The 14920-nt window shown below is 33.1% G+C and carries 13 protein-coding genes; 10 read left to right on the top strand and 3 right to left on the bottom strand.

What is annotated here, in order from left to right; all coding sequences use genetic code 11:
- Positions 1 to 63: 63 nt before the first annotated feature.
- The 7 genes from ACFSX9_RS08120 (at position 64) to ACFSX9_RS08090 (ending at position 5230) form a co-directional block, all read left to right on the top strand.
- A complete protein-coding gene (locus ACFSX9_RS08120) occupies positions 64 to 1590 on the top strand; it encodes a carbon-nitrogen hydrolase family protein (RefSeq protein WP_379806482.1) in 1527 nt (508 codons plus the stop codon).
- 15 nt (positions 1591 to 1605) lie between these two features.
- Positions 1606 to 1767, top strand: a complete 162-nt coding sequence (locus tag ACFSX9_RS08115) for a hypothetical protein (protein WP_379806480.1) — start codon at positions 1606 to 1608, stop codon at positions 1765 to 1767.
- A 56-nt stretch (positions 1768 to 1823) separates the two neighbouring features.
- The gene (locus ACFSX9_RS08110; RefSeq protein ID WP_379806478.1) at positions 1824 to 2375 is read left to right on the top strand and encodes a GNAT family N-acetyltransferase; all 552 of its coding nucleotides are present in this window, start codon (positions 1824 to 1826) and stop codon (positions 2373 to 2375) included.
- Between the two features lie 50 nt (positions 2376 to 2425).
- Entirely contained in the window at positions 2426 to 2776 is a 351-nt protein-coding gene (locus ACFSX9_RS08105; RefSeq protein ID WP_379806476.1) for a hypothetical protein, read from the top strand.
- A 289-nt stretch (positions 2777 to 3065) separates the two neighbouring features.
- Positions 3066 to 3488, top strand: coding sequence for a hypothetical protein (locus tag ACFSX9_RS08100; protein ID WP_379806474.1), 423 nt, complete (start codon positions 3066 to 3068; stop codon positions 3486 to 3488).
- Complete coding sequence (locus ACFSX9_RS08095) at positions 3479 to 4303, top strand: NAD-dependent epimerase/dehydratase family protein (RefSeq protein WP_379806472.1); 825 nt, start codon at positions 3479 to 3481, stop codon at positions 4301 to 4303. Before ACFSX9_RS08100 ends, ACFSX9_RS08095 begins: the two co-directional genes overlap by 10 nt.
- Before the next feature lie 3 nt (positions 4304 to 4306).
- Positions 4307 to 5230, top strand: coding sequence for a DMT family transporter (locus ACFSX9_RS08090; RefSeq protein WP_379806470.1), 924 nt, complete (start codon positions 4307 to 4309; stop codon positions 5228 to 5230).
- 47 nt (positions 5231 to 5277) lie between these two features.
- Here the strand turns inward: ACFSX9_RS08090 and ACFSX9_RS08085 are convergent, their stop codons facing one another.
- Complete coding sequence (locus tag ACFSX9_RS08085; protein ID WP_379806468.1) at positions 5278 to 7350, bottom strand: M13 family metallopeptidase; 2073 nt, start codon at positions 7348 to 7350, stop codon at positions 5278 to 5280.
- Between the two features lie 3 nt (positions 7351 to 7353).
- On the bottom strand, positions 7354 to 10671 hold the full coding sequence (locus ACFSX9_RS08080) for a T9SS type A sorting domain-containing protein (RefSeq protein WP_379806466.1): 3318 nt from the start codon (positions 10669 to 10671) through the stop codon (positions 7354 to 7356).
- 201 nt (positions 10672 to 10872) lie between these two features.
- Here ACFSX9_RS08080 and ACFSX9_RS08075 point away from each other — a divergent pair, with 201 nt between their 5' ends.
- The 3 genes from ACFSX9_RS08075 to feoB all read left to right on the top strand — a co-directional run bounded on the left by ACFSX9_RS08075 (position 10873) and on the right by feoB (position 14006).
- Positions 10873 to 11571 carry an SCO family protein gene (locus tag ACFSX9_RS08075; protein WP_379806464.1) on the top strand — a complete coding sequence of 233 codons (699 nt, stop codon included), beginning with the start codon at positions 10873 to 10875 and terminating at the stop codon, positions 11569 to 11571.
- Between the two features lie 99 nt (positions 11572 to 11670).
- The gene (locus tag ACFSX9_RS08070; RefSeq protein WP_379806462.1) at positions 11671 to 11898 is read left to right on the top strand and encodes a FeoA family protein; all 228 of its coding nucleotides are present in this window, start codon (positions 11671 to 11673) and stop codon (positions 11896 to 11898) included.
- 5 nt (positions 11899 to 11903) lie between these two features.
- A complete protein-coding gene (gene feoB, locus ACFSX9_RS08065) occupies positions 11904 to 14006 on the top strand; it encodes a ferrous iron transport protein B (RefSeq protein WP_379806460.1) in 2103 nt (700 codons plus the stop codon).
- A 185-nt stretch (positions 14007 to 14191) separates the two neighbouring features.
- Here the strand turns inward: feoB and ACFSX9_RS08060 are convergent, their stop codons facing one another.
- Complete coding sequence (locus tag ACFSX9_RS08060; RefSeq protein ID WP_379806458.1) at positions 14192 to 14839, bottom strand: metal-dependent transcriptional regulator; 648 nt, start codon at positions 14837 to 14839, stop codon at positions 14192 to 14194.
- Positions 14840 to 14920 lie beyond the last annotated feature (81 nt).

Genomic DNA, 14920 nt, shown 5'->3' with positions numbered 1-14920 from the left:
ATTGTTTGTAACCGTTTGTAATTGGAATATAAAAACAGTATATTTGAGCAAAATAAAGAGTTTATGGCGAGTACAATCAACAAAGTTGAATTAAGAAATCTTCAAATCGAAGACTATAAAGAATTAAAAAATTCCATGGTTGAATCCTATCCGGAGATGACCGATTCTTTTTGGAAAGAAGAACAAATAGAAAATTTATTGCAAAAATTTCCGGAAGGACAATTGGTAATTGTAGTAGATGATATTGTCGTAGGTTCGGCATTATCATTAATTGTTACGGAAGATTTTGCATTTAAAACAAGAACATATAAAGGAATAACGGGGAATTTTACTTTCTCCACGCATAATCCAAAAGGCGATGTAATTTATGGTATTGATGTTTTTATCAATCCAAAATACCGCGGACTTCGATTAGGCAGAAGATTGTACGATGTTCGAAAAGAGTTATGCGAACAATTAAACTTGAAATCGATCATTTTCGCAGGAAGAATTCCAAATTACGGAAAATTTAAAGACGAAATAACACCTAAAGTATATATTGAAAAAGTAAAGAAAAAAGAGATTTATGATCCGGTTCTTTCGTTTCAATTGAGCAATGATTTTCACGAAATCCGAGTAATGAAAAATTATTTGGAAGGCGACGTAGAATCTCAAGAATATGCCGTTTTATTAGAATGGAATAATATTTATTACGATGATAGTCCGAAGTTAATTAACATCGAGAAAAGCGTTGTACGATTGGGATTAATCCAATGGCAAATGCGTTCGCTTGGCAATTTAGAGGCTTTATTTGAACAAGCTCAATTCTTTATTGATGCCGTTTCAGGTTATGGAAGTGATTTTGCTTTATTTCCAGAATTTTTCACGGCTCCATTAATGGCAGATTACAATCATCTGTCCGAAGCTGAAGCGATTCGAGAATTAGCTCGTCATACGGAAGCCGTTAAATTGAAGTTTCAAGAGTTTGCAATTTCCTACAACATCAATATTATTACTGGAAGTATGCCTTTCATTGAAAATGGTAGTGTTTATAATGTTGGATTTTTATGCAAACGCGATGGAACAAACGAAATGTATCGTAAAATCCACATTACACCAAACGAAGTTTTCCATTGGGGAATTACTGGTGGCGATACCATTCAAACCTTTGATACCGATTGTGGAAAAATTGGAATTATGATTTGTTATGATGTTGAATTCCCGGAATTATCTAGAATTATGGCCGATGAAGGAATGAATATTTTGTTTGTTCCGTTCCTAACCGATACGCAAAATGGTTATACACGCGTGAGACATTGTGCTCAAGCAAGAGCGATTGAAAACGAATGTTATGTTGCAATTGCTGGTTGTGTTGGAAATTTACCAAAAGTAAATAACATGGATATTCAATATGCACAAACAGCTGTTTTCACGCCTTCAGATTTTGCTTTTCCAAGCAACGGAATCAAAGCAGAAACTACGCCAAACACCGAAATGACGTTGATTGTTGACGTTGATATTAATTTATTAAAAGAATTGCACGAGCACGGAAGCGTGCAAACAATGAAAGACAGACGAGACGATTTGTACCAACTTAAAAAGATGAAGTAAAAGTAAAGGTTGCTTTTGTTTTTAAGCTTTTCCACTTTTTGTCTTGCCCAAAACACCTTGCATTATAATGATGAAAAAGGTTCAGAAAAAGCCAGCTTAAAAGATATTCAATGGCTTGAAGGTAATTGGAAAGGCGAAGCTTTTGGTGGAAATAAGAGAAAACTACTGGAGTTTTAATGATTTTTAGTCTCATTTTAAACAATTTGATTCAATTTAAAATTATATTTAAAAGAATGAAAAATAGGTTTTTATCAACAGAAAGAACAACGTTGAATTTGATTCAAATTTCAGATTTAGATTTCATACATAAACTGCATTCTATACCAGAAGTTGATGAATACAATGCATTAGGAATTCCGAAAGATACTGCCGAGACGGAATCAATAATTACAAATTGGATTAAAGACAATCAAGTTGTAGAGATTTTAAATTATACATTTATTATTCAGCAAAAAAACAACAAAGAAGAGATAGGATTATTTGGGATAAAGTTAGGAGCTAAAAAATACAAACGAGCAGAAGTTTGGTATAAAATTCACCCTGATTTCTGGAATAAAGGCTTCGCAACAGAAGTATTATTATCGGTACTCGACTATTGTTTTGAAGAACTAAAACTACATAGAATTCAAGCAGGATGTGCCGTGGAAAATATTGGTTCCATAAAAGTCCTGGAAAAGGTAGGAATGAAAAGAGAAGGGCGATGCAGGCAAGTATTACCATTGAAATCAGGATGGTCCGATAATTTTGAATATGCAATTCTTGAGAGCGATATAAGAAAAAAATAAGTTTTAAATCTTTGTACGGAAACCTAATTGTTCCAAATAACGAAAAAATTATGAGTAAAGCCTGCTTAGAATGTGGTGATAAAATTATAGGACGCGAAGACAAAAAGTTCTGTTCGGATGGTTGTCGTAATGCCTATAACAACAAAATGAATAAGGATCAGAATAATTTAATGCGTAATATCAACAATAAATTGCGTAAAAATTATCGCATTTTGTGTGAATTGAATCCAGAAGATAAAGGTAAAACGACCAAGACGAAATTACTTAGCAAAGGATTCGATTTTGAATTTTTCACAAGTATGTTACAAACTAAAACGGGTAACACTTATTACTTTTTGTACGATCAAGGTTATCGTATTTTGGAGGATGATTTTTATATGTTGGTGAAGAAGGAGTTTTAGATTTAAAATTCATCGCAATCTTTTCATGCTGAACTTGTTTCAGCAACTAAAGATGTTAACCACGTATTCACGGATTAAAAAGGTTATTTAATCTGTGGCTAAAAGAAGTTTATAAATCATTTTACGATATTAAAAATCTGAAAGATGCTGAAACGAGTTCAGCATGACAAATGAAAGTTATTATGACTAATAAAATATCAATACTAGGTTTCGGTTGGCTAAGACTTCATTTAGCGAAAAGAATAGTTCACAAATATTTTATCAAAAATCTATTTTAACAAGTATTTAGATGAAAAAGAAAATCTATTATGCCTTTATTGTACTTTTAGTCTTAGCTATTTTTGCCTTCGATCAGTATTATGAAAGAAAAAGAAAGTCGGAAATTGAAAGTTATACAGAAGCATCTGTTGCTTTTTCTCGTGAAATTATAAGTGGTGGCAAAGGTACATCAGGATTAAAATTTTACTTTTATTTAAATGGAAAATTAATCGTCGGCCGACAATACTCAAGTGATCGTTACCACAATAGTTTATTGGATAAATTTTACTTAGTTAAATATGACAAGAACGATCCAATAAAGAATTACATTTATTTAAATGAAGAAATTCAAGCTGATTCTACAATATTGAGTAAAGCTGGATTTAAATATATAACTTACTACGATTACGACATTCTAACAAGTAGCTACGTAAAAAAATACAAATGGGAATAAAAATATCCATACTCGGTTGCGGTTGGCTAGGACTTCCGCTAGCGAAAAAATTAATCGAAAAAGGTTACGAAGTAAAAGGTTCTACTACTTCTGAATCCAAATTAGAACTTTTAAAAAAAGCGGGAATTTCGCCTTACCAAATTAAACTGGAAGAAAACGAAATCACTGGAAATATGCAGTCATTTTTAGCAAACACCGATGTTTTATTAGTCGATGTTCCTCCGAAATTAAGAGGTGATTTTACAGAAAATTTTGTTCAAAAAATAAAAACACTACTTCCGCATATCGAGAATTCAAAAGTGAAAAAAGTGCTGTTTGTGAGTTCGACTTCTGTTTATGGCGATACTTTTCCGATACAAAAACTGGATGAGGAATCAGCTCTACATCCAGATTCAGAAGGCGGAAGACAATTGGTAGAAGTTGAAGATTTATTAAGATCTAATACAAATTTTCAAACTACAATTCTTCGATTCGGCGGATTAGTTGGTCCCGATAGAAATTCGGCTAAATTCTTAGCTGGAAAAGAAAATGTAGCAAATCCGGAAGCACCCATAAACTTTATTCATCAAGAAGATTGCATTAATATTATTTGTGAATTGCTTCGAAAAAGTGAAGATGCGAATTGGAATTGGAACGATACTTTTAATGCTGTTGCACCAAATCACCCAAATCGAGAAAACTATTACACTGAAAAAGCTTTAGAAATGAATTTAAAAGTACCTACTTTTGCACAAGATTCGAATTCGATCGGGAAAAAAATCAGTAGTAAGAAATTACAAGGAATGCTAAATTATTCCTTTCAAAAACAAATTTAAAAAATGGCATATTTTAGCGTTTTTCACGATTACATTACTAAAAAGAAAGACGCAATTGGCTTACCGATATTGGCACTCTGCTGGTGTTGCTTTTTTTGGGGAACTACGTGGATCGCTTCAAAAGAAGGTGTAAAACACATGCCGGCTTTACAACTTGTTGCCATCAGACAAATATTAGGCGGAAGTGTTTTCTTACTTTACTTTTTAATCACAAAAGCACCTTGGCCAAACAAAAGACAATGGCGTAATATTTTAATTTTAAGCGTCCTGAATTTCATGCTAAGTAACGGCTTAAGTACTTGGGGTGTGAAATACATTTCGAGTGGTTTGGGTGCAATTATTGGATCAATATTTCCATTATGGATTGTAATTATTAGCTTTTTTAGAGGTGAAAAAATATCTTGGCGTGCTACTTTGGGCTTAGTGGTTTGTTTCCTTGGAATTTGTGTCGTCTTTTACGATTACCTCAACGATTTCTTAAATCCTGAATTTCAATTTGGAATCATATTATCTATCATCGCCACATTTACTTGGGCTTTATCCACAATTTACATCAAGGAAAACAATACCAACTTCAATCCGTATTTCAATATTGGATTGCAAATGCTAATTTCAAGCACGGTGATGTTTAGCGTGTGCGAAATTTCAGGAATTAGTATACCTTTTAATGAAATACCAGCGATTTCTTGGTGGTCCATTATCTATTTAGTGATCTTTGGATCCGTATTAACGTTTATCGCATTTATTTATGCTTTGGAACATTTGCCGCGAGAAATCAGTAGTTTGTATGCTTATATTAACCCAATGGTTGCTTTGTTTTTTGGCTATTTGTTGTTTAATGAGTCCTTAAGCACTGCAATTATAATTGGTGGACTAATTACACTTTTCGGACTTTTTATGGTGAATAAAGCTCTCAAAAGGAAATAAAAAATCCCAAGCTTTCACTTGGGATTTTGAATTCTATATGTTTTTGATTACCAAATTTTCACTCGGTCATTTGGTGCTAAATACATTCCGTTATTCGGTTGAATGTTGAATGATTTATAAAACGCTTCAACATTTTGTAAAGGCACATATGCTCTATACATTCCTGGCGAATGTGGATCTGTCTTCACTTGATTTTTAATGGCTTCATCACGCATTTTACTTCTCCAGATGGTTGCCCAAGAAATAAAGAAACGTTGGTCTGGAGTGTATCCATCAATTAATCCTGGATTTCCTTTTTCTTTTAAATAGATTTGTAAACCGTCATAAGCTGCGTTAACGCCACCTAAATCACCAATGTTTTCTCCTAAAGTAAATTTACCATCTACAAAAATTCCTGGTATTGGTTCTAAAGCTGAATATTGATCTGCTAAAGCACTTCCTAATGATGTGAATTGTTTTAAATCCTCATCGCTCCACCAATTCACTAAATTACCTTCTGCATTATATCTTGAACCTGAATCATCAAATCCATGAGAAATTTCGTGTCCGATAACGGCACCAATTCCACCATAATTTACAGCTTCATCTGCTTTATAATCATAAAAAGGAGGTTGTAAAATTGCTGCAGGGAAAACGATTTCGTTGTTTGCTGGGTTGAAATAAGCATTCACCGTTTGTGGCGACATTCCCCATTCTTCCTTGTCAACTGGCTTTCCTAATTTTGCGATATTTTCATTATGACCCCATACTGCATATAATCTTGAGTTTTCGAAATATGTTCCACCTTGTTCTGGCGATTTCATTTCTAAAGCCGAATAATCTTTCCATTGATCAGGATATCCGATTTTCACTCTGAATTTATTCAATTTAATTTTAGCATTTTCCTTAGTTGCTTTTGTCATCCAAGGTAAATTTTCAATTCTGTTATCAAACGCTTTCATTACGTTTACAATCATTGCCTGCGCTTTTGCTTTCGCTTCTGGCGGGAATTTTTTAGCTACGTATAACTTTCCTAATGCTTCACCTACTCTTCCGTTCACCGTTGCTAAAGCTCTTTCTTCAGCTGGACGTTGTTGGATTGCTCCCGTTAACGCTTTTCCGTAAAAGTCAAAATTTGCGTTTTCAATTTCAGTAGAAAGTAATCCTGCCGTACCCCTTAATGCTGTCCAACGCATGTACGCTTTAGAATCTTCAATTTTATTTGCTTTTAAAATTGATTCAACTGTTTCAATATATTTTGGTTGAGAAACTACTAAAGAATCCACTTTTCCAATTCCAACTGTTTTGAAATAAGCATCCCATTTTACAGTAGGTGCTAGTTTTTTTAAATCAGCGAGACTCATTGGATTATAAGTTTTTCTTCTATCTCTGCGTTCTACTCTGTCTAAAGTTGCTGTTGACATTTTAGTTTCTAAAGCTAAAATTTTCTTAGCATTCGCTTTAGCCGTAGCTTCTGACTCTCCAATAAATTGAAGCATTCTACTAACATGCGCTACATATTGTTCGCGCTTTTCTTTACTATCCGACGCGTCTGAAACGTAATAATCTCTATCTGGTAAACCTAAGCTTCCAGTTCCTAAATAAATTACATTTCGGTTACTGTTTTTAGCATCAGCACCAATGTAACTTCCAAAGAAACCTAATCCCATTTCCGATTCCATTTCGGCTAACAAGGCTACTAATTGGTCTGCGTTTTTAACGGCATCAATTTTTGCTAAATAAGGCTTTAACGGCGCAACTCCTTGCGCATTTCTTGAAACTGTATCTAAAACCGTTTTGTATAAACTAATTGCTTTAGCTTGGTCTGATTTTGGATCGATAGATTTGTCGTTGATAGCTTCTTTCAAAATAGCCATCACATCGTCGTCCGTGTTTTTACGAAGCTCATCAAAGCTTCCCCATCTTGTTCTGTCTGCAGGAATTTCGGTTTTATCTAACCAAGTTCCATTCACAAATCTGTTGAAATCGTCTGCCGGATTAACCGTTTTATCCATGTAGTTTACATTGATACCAGTTGCTTGCTTTTTGTTCGATGCCACTTCTTGTGAAGACTTGCACGAATATAAAGCAACTGATAAGAAGATGAATGCTACACTTCCTTTTAAAATTGATTTATTCATAATTTACTCTTTTATTATTCTTTTTACTACTGATTCGCCGTTGGCTGTTATTTTTACAAAATAGATTCCTGCAGAAGCATTTGTCAAATCTATTGGAGTTTCAAATTTTGAAGTTTGTATGTCTTTTTCAGAAAAAATTATTTTACCCGAAATATCATATACGTCAATTGCTGATGGTTGAATATTTCCTAATGAAATATTGAATATTCCTCTCGAAGGATTTGGGTAAACCACTACATTATTTAACTCGAAATCCTTACTAGAAAGCGTACCATTAATAGCGAAATCATCTACATTAACGCCCAATTTATTTGCTGCTGGATCTGAATGAAATACAATTCTAAAAATAATATTTGTTTCCGAATTCAATGTATTTAACGGATAAGAATATGTTTTTAGTGTAGTATTTGTTCCCGTCCATTGACCACCTGGGCAATTTTGACAATCGTTACCGGCAGTAGCTAATGTTCGATTACTATTATACCAAGTTGCTGTTTTAGTGCCTAAGAGTTTCCAAGTTAATCCAAAATCTGTTGAATACTGAACATACGCAACATCAAAATTTTCCTCTAAATCATATTTCATTGCGAAACTAATTTGTGGATTAGTAACCGTTGACAAATTATAACATTGAGATACCAAATATGATTTTGTTAAATCTGAATAATTACCTGTTAAATTAGTTGTATAAACTGTATTTCCTGATGTTGTCATTGCACCTGTTGATCTAACGCCTCTGACCCATCCCTTAGTTCCTGAATCATTATAAGAGATTAAAGCATCAGATGGATTTGTAAATGGATTTGCTAGACCAACTATTCCTGAATCATTTGAATAAAAGGTTATGCTTCCTGTATTATTTTCTGCATAAGCGTCATCTGTAGTTGTTGTGTTTACACTTAAAGTATGACTTCCTCTGCTTAAAGTTGCTGCTGGTAAATTAATTAAAGTAGATTCATTTGCTGTTATACTACCGTTCCAACTATAATTATAAGAAGTTCCGTCTATGGTGTAATTAACCCATACTGAAGATATTGTATTTATTCCTACATTTTTCACCATTACCTTAGGAATAATAACAGAACCACAATTGATACTCACATCAGGATTTTGAATGTTTACGAATTTAAGATCCACTGCAGGTATTTGAATTGGTATATTAGTTTGCCATATTCCCCTTCCGTAAGTGGCTGCAATTAATTTAGCATCTTGTAGATTTATTTCCAAATCCGTAACAGAAACATTAGGTAAATTTGCATCAAATGGTTGCCAAGAAGACATAGAATCATCTCTATAATATACTCCTAAAGTTGTACCTAAATACAAGGGATTAACTGTGTTTTTACCTTGATGAATTATTATGTTTTTACCAATAGCTGGCAATCCTGCAGAAATATTAGTGAAGGTTAACCCGCCGTCAATAGATTTTAAGGCCTGACCTGCAGAACCTTGGGTCGTTAAATAAATAATATTACTGTTTGAAGAGTGTACTTCAATAGAAGTAATAGGCGAACTCGTACTAAATGTATTAGTAAAAGTAATACCTAAATCTGTACTTTTATATAAAGCAGTACCATTAGCCACGTACATTATATTGTCGTTTGATGGATCAACGCTAATTAATTCTAAATTACCTGTGCCTAGTGGACTTGTATTTTGCTTCACCCAAGTTGCACCGCTTAATCTGTAGAGATCATTGTAACCCGCGAAAATAGTACCAACACTATTTGCTCTTAGAGGTGTTACCCAATTCCCATCAAGACCTCCAGGAGAACTTACATTAGAACTTGAAGAATTACCGCCAGAATTACTTATATATAGATTGCTTCCATATTGTATAAAACCGTAATATTTATTAGGATTTATAGGGTCAATTGCTGTATCCATTCCGTCAGCACCATAATAATTTTTCCACTGACCACCGCTGTAGGCATGTCCACCATTATCTTGTAAACCACCAACCATATTGCCAGAAGATTGTTTTGAAACGGCAATTTTATAAAATTGACTAATTTGTGCGCCTGATGTTAAATCAGTAAAGTTTGTTCCTTTATTACTTGAAACATAAATTCCACCATCTGTTCCTGCAAACAATTTCGAACCATGAAAGCCTAGGTAATGAATATCCGCATGTGTATAAGAAGCTGACGTTGGACTACTCCAATTGTTAATTCTTGTAATTGTCTCACCACCGTTCGTTGATTTCCATACATTTAAACAGCCTGTGTAAATTTCATTTTCATTTGAACTAGAAACAGCTAACGCTAAATCAAACCATGACTGAGAAGCTTGATTACCATTCTCAAAAACGTTTGTTGTTGTATTCGTTGCAGTAAATGAAACACCCGCATCTACAGATCGATAAATACCTTGAAAGTAATGTCCTGTTGTAGCGCTTAAAATGTAAATATAATTAGAGTTCGCTGGGGTCACATCCAATATAAGTCTTCCTGAATTTACAGGTAATCCTACTGTAATTTGGGTAAAAGAATCTCCTGTATTTGTGGAGCGAAAAAAAGCATTTTTAGAAACTGCAAAAAGAGTTGAAGGATCATCTGCTTTTAATCTAATATTTCCTTGAGAAAAATTTCCAGTCTGCACCCTAGACCACGAATTTCCAGCATTTATAGTTTTATATATTCCTTTATCTGTAGCACACCACAAAATTTGATTATTTGTTGGATGTATTACAACATCACCCATTCTTGACGGATTTGAACCGCTCATTAATCCTGTAGCAGCCCAAGTTACTCCTCCGTCTATCGATTTATAAACACCTACTGAATAGGTATCACCTGAATCTTTGTCTCCAGTTGCAATATAAATTACGTTAGAATTTGAATAATCAATCGCAATACCTGAAACACCTATTTGTGGTAAATTATCTGTTAGTGGTGTCCATGTTGAACCATTATTTGCTGATTTCCAAATCCCACCAGCTGGTGAACCTATATAAACAGTACTCGGATTTGATGGATCAACGTGTACTATATTCACTCTTCCTTGGCCAGAAGACCATGAACCTGTGTTTGTGTGTGAAAAAGGCCCTACTGGTTCCCAATTACTTACAGGTAATGACATCGTAGCATTTCTACTAGCCTTCACTTGCGTTTTTTCGCGCCAAGCGTTCCAAAATTCTTCTGAAGACATAACAAAACCCTGTTCGTTTTGATAATTTCTCCAATGATATTCCCATCTCATGAATGGCTTATGGCCAGAAGCTCTAACATCCTTATTTCTTGTACTCCAGTATTCATTGAAAACTTTAACTTGTTCATCAATAGTTACAAAACTACTTTTTTCGGTTGAAAATTTTTCCATCCAGGGAGCAGAGGGATTAAACTGTGCAAATCCCAGGAAGGAACACAATAGGCTTAAAATCAAATAGTTTTTCATCATTATTAGTTGTGTAGTTATGTTAAAGTTGCACAAATATAACAAAGAATATGAATCAAATAGCACTTTAACCATTGGATAATTCTAAATAAAACGTAAAAAAAATGCTATTTTTGTAAAAAAATTATGTTTAAGTTTATTGCTCCTTATAAAAAATTCCTGCTAGCGTTTCTTTTGCTCTCTGGATTAATCTATTTAGGCATCTATAGCTTGATTACTCCAAAAAAAACACTCCCTATATATTCTCCAAGAGATATTAATCCAGAATTAGTTGATACTACAGTGCAACACATAGGTAATAATCATAAAATTGCTGATTTTAAATTCACCAATCAAAACGGAAATATTATTACTCAAAAGGACTACGAAAATTACATTTATGTCGCCGATTTCTTCTTCACTACTTGTCCTACAATTTGTCCTAAAATGACTGATAATATGGTCTGGCTGCAAGAACAATTAAAAAACAATCCAGAGGTAAAATTATTATCTTTTTCAGTTACACCTGATATTGATACACCCAAAATTCTAAAAGAATACGCTGTAGAAAAAGGAGTAGATGATTCCAAATGGAATTTAGTTACTGGTGATAAAAAAGAAATTTATTACTTAGCTAGAAAATCCTATTTGGCTGTAAAAACCGGAAAACCAGAAGACATTTATGATATGGTCCATACCGAAAATTTTATTTTAGTCGATAAAAATAAAAGAATTCGAGGTTTTTATGATGGCACGAATTTAGACCAACCTTCAGACGATGATCCAAAAACTAAAAACATGCAACAGCTTTTGGAAGACATTTTGTGGCTTTCTAAAAATCAATAGTGTTAATTTTATACGTTATTATGCTAAAGTTGATAAATATCAGGTTTAGTAAGATTATAATTTTTACTTTTGTATTTTAATTAAATCTAAATAAGCAAAATGAAAAGTTGTTCGTCTGAACTTAAAATTGGTGAAACGGGAATCATTACAGATGTAAATTTGGATGAAATTCCGTTGAAGTTAATTGAAATGGGCTGTTTGCCAGGCAACACCATTACCTTAATCCAAATTGCACCCCTTGGCGATCCTTATTATTTTAATGTAAATGATTCTCACGTAGCTATTCGTTTAGAAACTGCGAAACAAATCACCATTACCAAAGCGTAATTCCCATGAGTAAAAATCCTATAAAAGTTGCATTAATTGGAAACCCGAACGTGGGTAAAACTTCAGTATTCAATCAACTTACCGGACTAAACCAGCAAGTAGGAAATTATCCCGGAATTACCGTTGAAAAAAAACAAGGTGCCTGTAAATTATGTGATTCCACTAAAGCAAAAGTCATTGATTTACCCGGAACTTATAGTTTAAATGCAAGCTCAATTGACGAAAATGTAGTTATTGAATTATTATTAAATAAAAATGATGAAGATTTTCCAGATGTTGCTGTTGTAGTGACGGATGTAGAAAATTTAAAAAGAAATTTACTTCTTTTTACTCAAATAAAAGATTTAGAAATTCCGACGATTTTAGTCATCAACATGGCAGATCGCATGAAGTTAAAAGGAATTGAATTAGATATTCCAACTTTAGAAAAAGAATTAAAAACGAAAATTGCATTAGTCAGTTCTAGAAAAAAAACAGGAATTGAAGAATTAAAAAATCTTATTTTCAATTTTAAATCGCTTTCAACGGAACCTTGTTTAAGTGCTTCTTCCATTGACCCAGAATATTTTGATAAATTGAGAAGAGCGTTTCCAAATCAGTTGTTGTACAAACTTTGGTTGGTAATTACTCAAGATGTGAATTTCTTGAATCTAGAGCGTAATGAAATTAAAAATACGTTTACTAAATCACACGCCGATTTAAAACGTTTGCAACAAAAAGAAACTATAAAGAGATACCAATTTATAAATGATACTTTAAAAATTGGATATAAAATAGATATTGCAAAAGCCACAGATATTAGAGCGAAAATCGATCGCGTATTAACGCACAAGATTTTTGGTTACTTAATTTTCTTCGGAATTTTGATGGTTATTTTCCAATTATTGTTTGATTGGAGTAGTATTCCAATGGATTTTATTGACCAAACTTTTGCTAATTTTAGTTCGCTTGCCAAACAGAACCTTCCGGCTGGAGAATTTACAAATTTAATCAGTGAAGGAATTATTCCAGGAATTGGAGGTGTTGTAATTTTCATTCCACAAATTGCCTTTTTATTCTTATTTATTTCGGTATTAGAAGAAAGTGGTTATATGAGTCGTGTGGTGTTTTTGATGGACAAAATCATGCGAAAATTCGGGCTTTCAGGTAAAAGTATTGTACCGTTAATTTCAGGAACTGCTTGTGCGATTCCGGCAATTATGAGTGCAAGAAACATCGAAAATTGGAAAGAACGCTTAATCACTATTTTAGTAACGCCGTTTACAACTTGTTCGGCTAGATTACCCGTTTATGCGATTTTAATTTCCTTAATTATTCCGCAGAAAAAATTATTTGGATTCTTAAGTTTACAAGGTTTAACCTTAATGATTTTATATTTACTAGGTTTTGGAATGGCCGTTTTCTCAGCTTATTTACTAAACATTTATTTGAAGTTTAATACCAAATCTTATTTCGTAGTTGAGATGCCAAGTTACAAAGTGCCAATGTTTAGAAATGTTAGCATCAATGTAATAGAAAAAACAAAAGCATTCGTGTTTGGAGCTGGAAAAATAATTTTAGCGATTTCTATTATTTTATGGTTTTTAGGTTCGCACGGTTTGAGTGATAATTTCAACAATGCCGAACAAATTATTTCAGAACAAAATCAGGACAAAGTATTAAATTCAGAAGAATTCAGTGATCTTGTAAATTCTTATAAATTAGAAAATTCATACATTGGAATAATGGGTAAAGCGATTGAACCCGTTATTGCTCCATTAGGATACGATTGGAAAATTGGGATAGCTATTGTTAGTTCATTCGCGGCACGAGAAGTTTTTGTGGGAACTTTAGCTACAATTTACAGTGTACAAAGTCACGATGAACAAGAAATTACCATTAAAAATAGAATGGCCGCTGAGGTAAATCCGGTAACGGGAGAAAAGGTGTTCAATTTTGCAACTGGAATTTCGTTACTTCTTTTTTACGCTTTCGCGATGCAATGCGTTTCTACATTAGCCATCGTTAAAAAGGAAACTAATTCTTGGAAATGGCCAATAGTTCAATTGGTATTTATGACCGGTTTTGCTTATTTAACATCACTAATTGCTTTCCAAATTTTAAAATAAAATGGTACAAGAAATATTAGTATACATCACTTTAGCATTCGCACTGGGCTTTTTGATAAAAAAATTCTTCTTCAAAAAAAGATCGAAGAAGAATGCAAAAGGTTGTGACGATGGTGGTTGTTGCGGTTAAAACTTAGCAACAGCTTAAGTCCTAATATTATAAACTTATAAAAGCCACAACTTACTTATTGCACATATAAGTTAGAAGCAATTTTGTTCGATATCGTTGTTCTTTTTCCGTCAATTGCGATGGTTAATGTTTCGTCAAATTCTTCTCGCTCAACAATTTTTAAAACCGAACCTAAAGCGATTTTTTGCTTGTCTAAATATTTTAAAAAATCTGTTGACGAATCTTTTACGCCAATACATTTATAATCTTTATTTACTTCGGCATCAGACAATAAGTGTTTTTCAATTTTCTTAATAATTCCTTGTTTATCAGGAATTGGATCTCCGTGTGGATCAAAAGAAGGAAATCCAAGAAATTCATCCAACTTATTAATTAAAACTTCCGATTTGATATGTTCTAATTCTTCCGCAATTTCGTGTACTTCATCCCAAGAAAAGTTTAATTTTTCTACTAAGAAAACTTCCCACAATCGATGCTTTCTAACAATCATTTTTGCTGCAAGTAATCCTTTCTCAGTTAAAGTAACTCCTTGGTATTTCTGATAACTAACAAAATCTTTCTCCGCTAATTTTTTCAGCATATCGGTCACAGATGATGCTTTTGTGTCCAACATTCCTGCAATGGCGTTTGTATTTACCCCTTTTGGAGAAACTAATGAAATATGATATATAACTTTGATGTAGTTTTCTTCTGAAATCGTCATGGATAAATATATTTTGAACAAATTTAATTCTTATTTTTGGAATAAATAAAATAAATATTTAGTTTTGCCTAAATTAAATAT

The sequence above is a fragment of the Flavobacterium ardleyense genome (genome assembly GCF_042686085.1).
Taxonomy (GTDB): Bacteria; Bacteroidota; Bacteroidia; order Flavobacteriales; family Flavobacteriaceae; genus Flavobacterium; species Flavobacterium ardleyense.
The sequence above is the reverse complement of the archived record's forward strand: the minus strand, read 5'-3'. Positions and strand labels throughout refer to the sequence as shown.

What these genes read in the sequence shown, in the direction of transcription:
- ACFSX9_RS08120 (WP_379806482.1), top strand. Translation starts at nt 64, where the DNA reads ATGGCGAGTACAATCAACAAAGTTGAATTAAGAAATCTTCAAATCGAA.
- ACFSX9_RS08110 (WP_379806478.1), top strand. Translation starts at nt 1,824, where the DNA reads ATGAAAAATAGGTTTTTATCAACAGAAAGAACAACGTTGAATTTGATT.
- ACFSX9_RS08105 (WP_379806476.1), top strand. Translation starts at nt 2,426, where the DNA reads ATGAGTAAAGCCTGCTTAGAATGTGGTGATAAAATTATAGGACGCGAA.
- ACFSX9_RS08100 (WP_379806474.1), top strand. Translation starts at nt 3,066, where the DNA reads ATGAAAAAGAAAATCTATTATGCCTTTATTGTACTTTTAGTCTTAGCT.
- ACFSX9_RS08095 (WP_379806472.1), top strand. Translation starts at nt 3,479, where the DNA reads ATGGGAATAAAAATATCCATACTCGGTTGCGGTTGGCTAGGACTTCCG.
- ACFSX9_RS08090 (WP_379806470.1), top strand. Translation starts at nt 4,307, where the DNA reads ATGGCATATTTTAGCGTTTTTCACGATTACATTACTAAAAAGAAAGAC.
- ACFSX9_RS08085 (WP_379806468.1), bottom strand. Translation starts at nt 7,350, where the DNA reads ATGAATAAATCAATTTTAAAAGGAAGTGTAGCATTCATCTTCTTATCA.
- ACFSX9_RS08080 (WP_379806466.1), bottom strand. Translation starts at nt 10,671, where the DNA reads ATGGAAAAATTTTCAACCGAAAAAAGTAGTTTTGTAACTATTGATGAA.
- ACFSX9_RS08075 (WP_379806464.1), top strand. Translation starts at nt 10,873, where the DNA reads ATGTTTAAGTTTATTGCTCCTTATAAAAAATTCCTGCTAGCGTTTCTT.
- ACFSX9_RS08070 (WP_379806462.1), top strand. Translation starts at nt 11,671, where the DNA reads ATGAAAAGTTGTTCGTCTGAACTTAAAATTGGTGAAACGGGAATCATT.
- feoB (WP_379806460.1), top strand. Translation starts at nt 11,904, where the DNA reads ATGAGTAAAAATCCTATAAAAGTTGCATTAATTGGAAACCCGAACGTG.
- ACFSX9_RS08060 (WP_379806458.1), bottom strand. Translation starts at nt 14,839, where the DNA reads ATGACGATTTCAGAAGAAAACTACATCAAAGTTATATATCATATTTCA.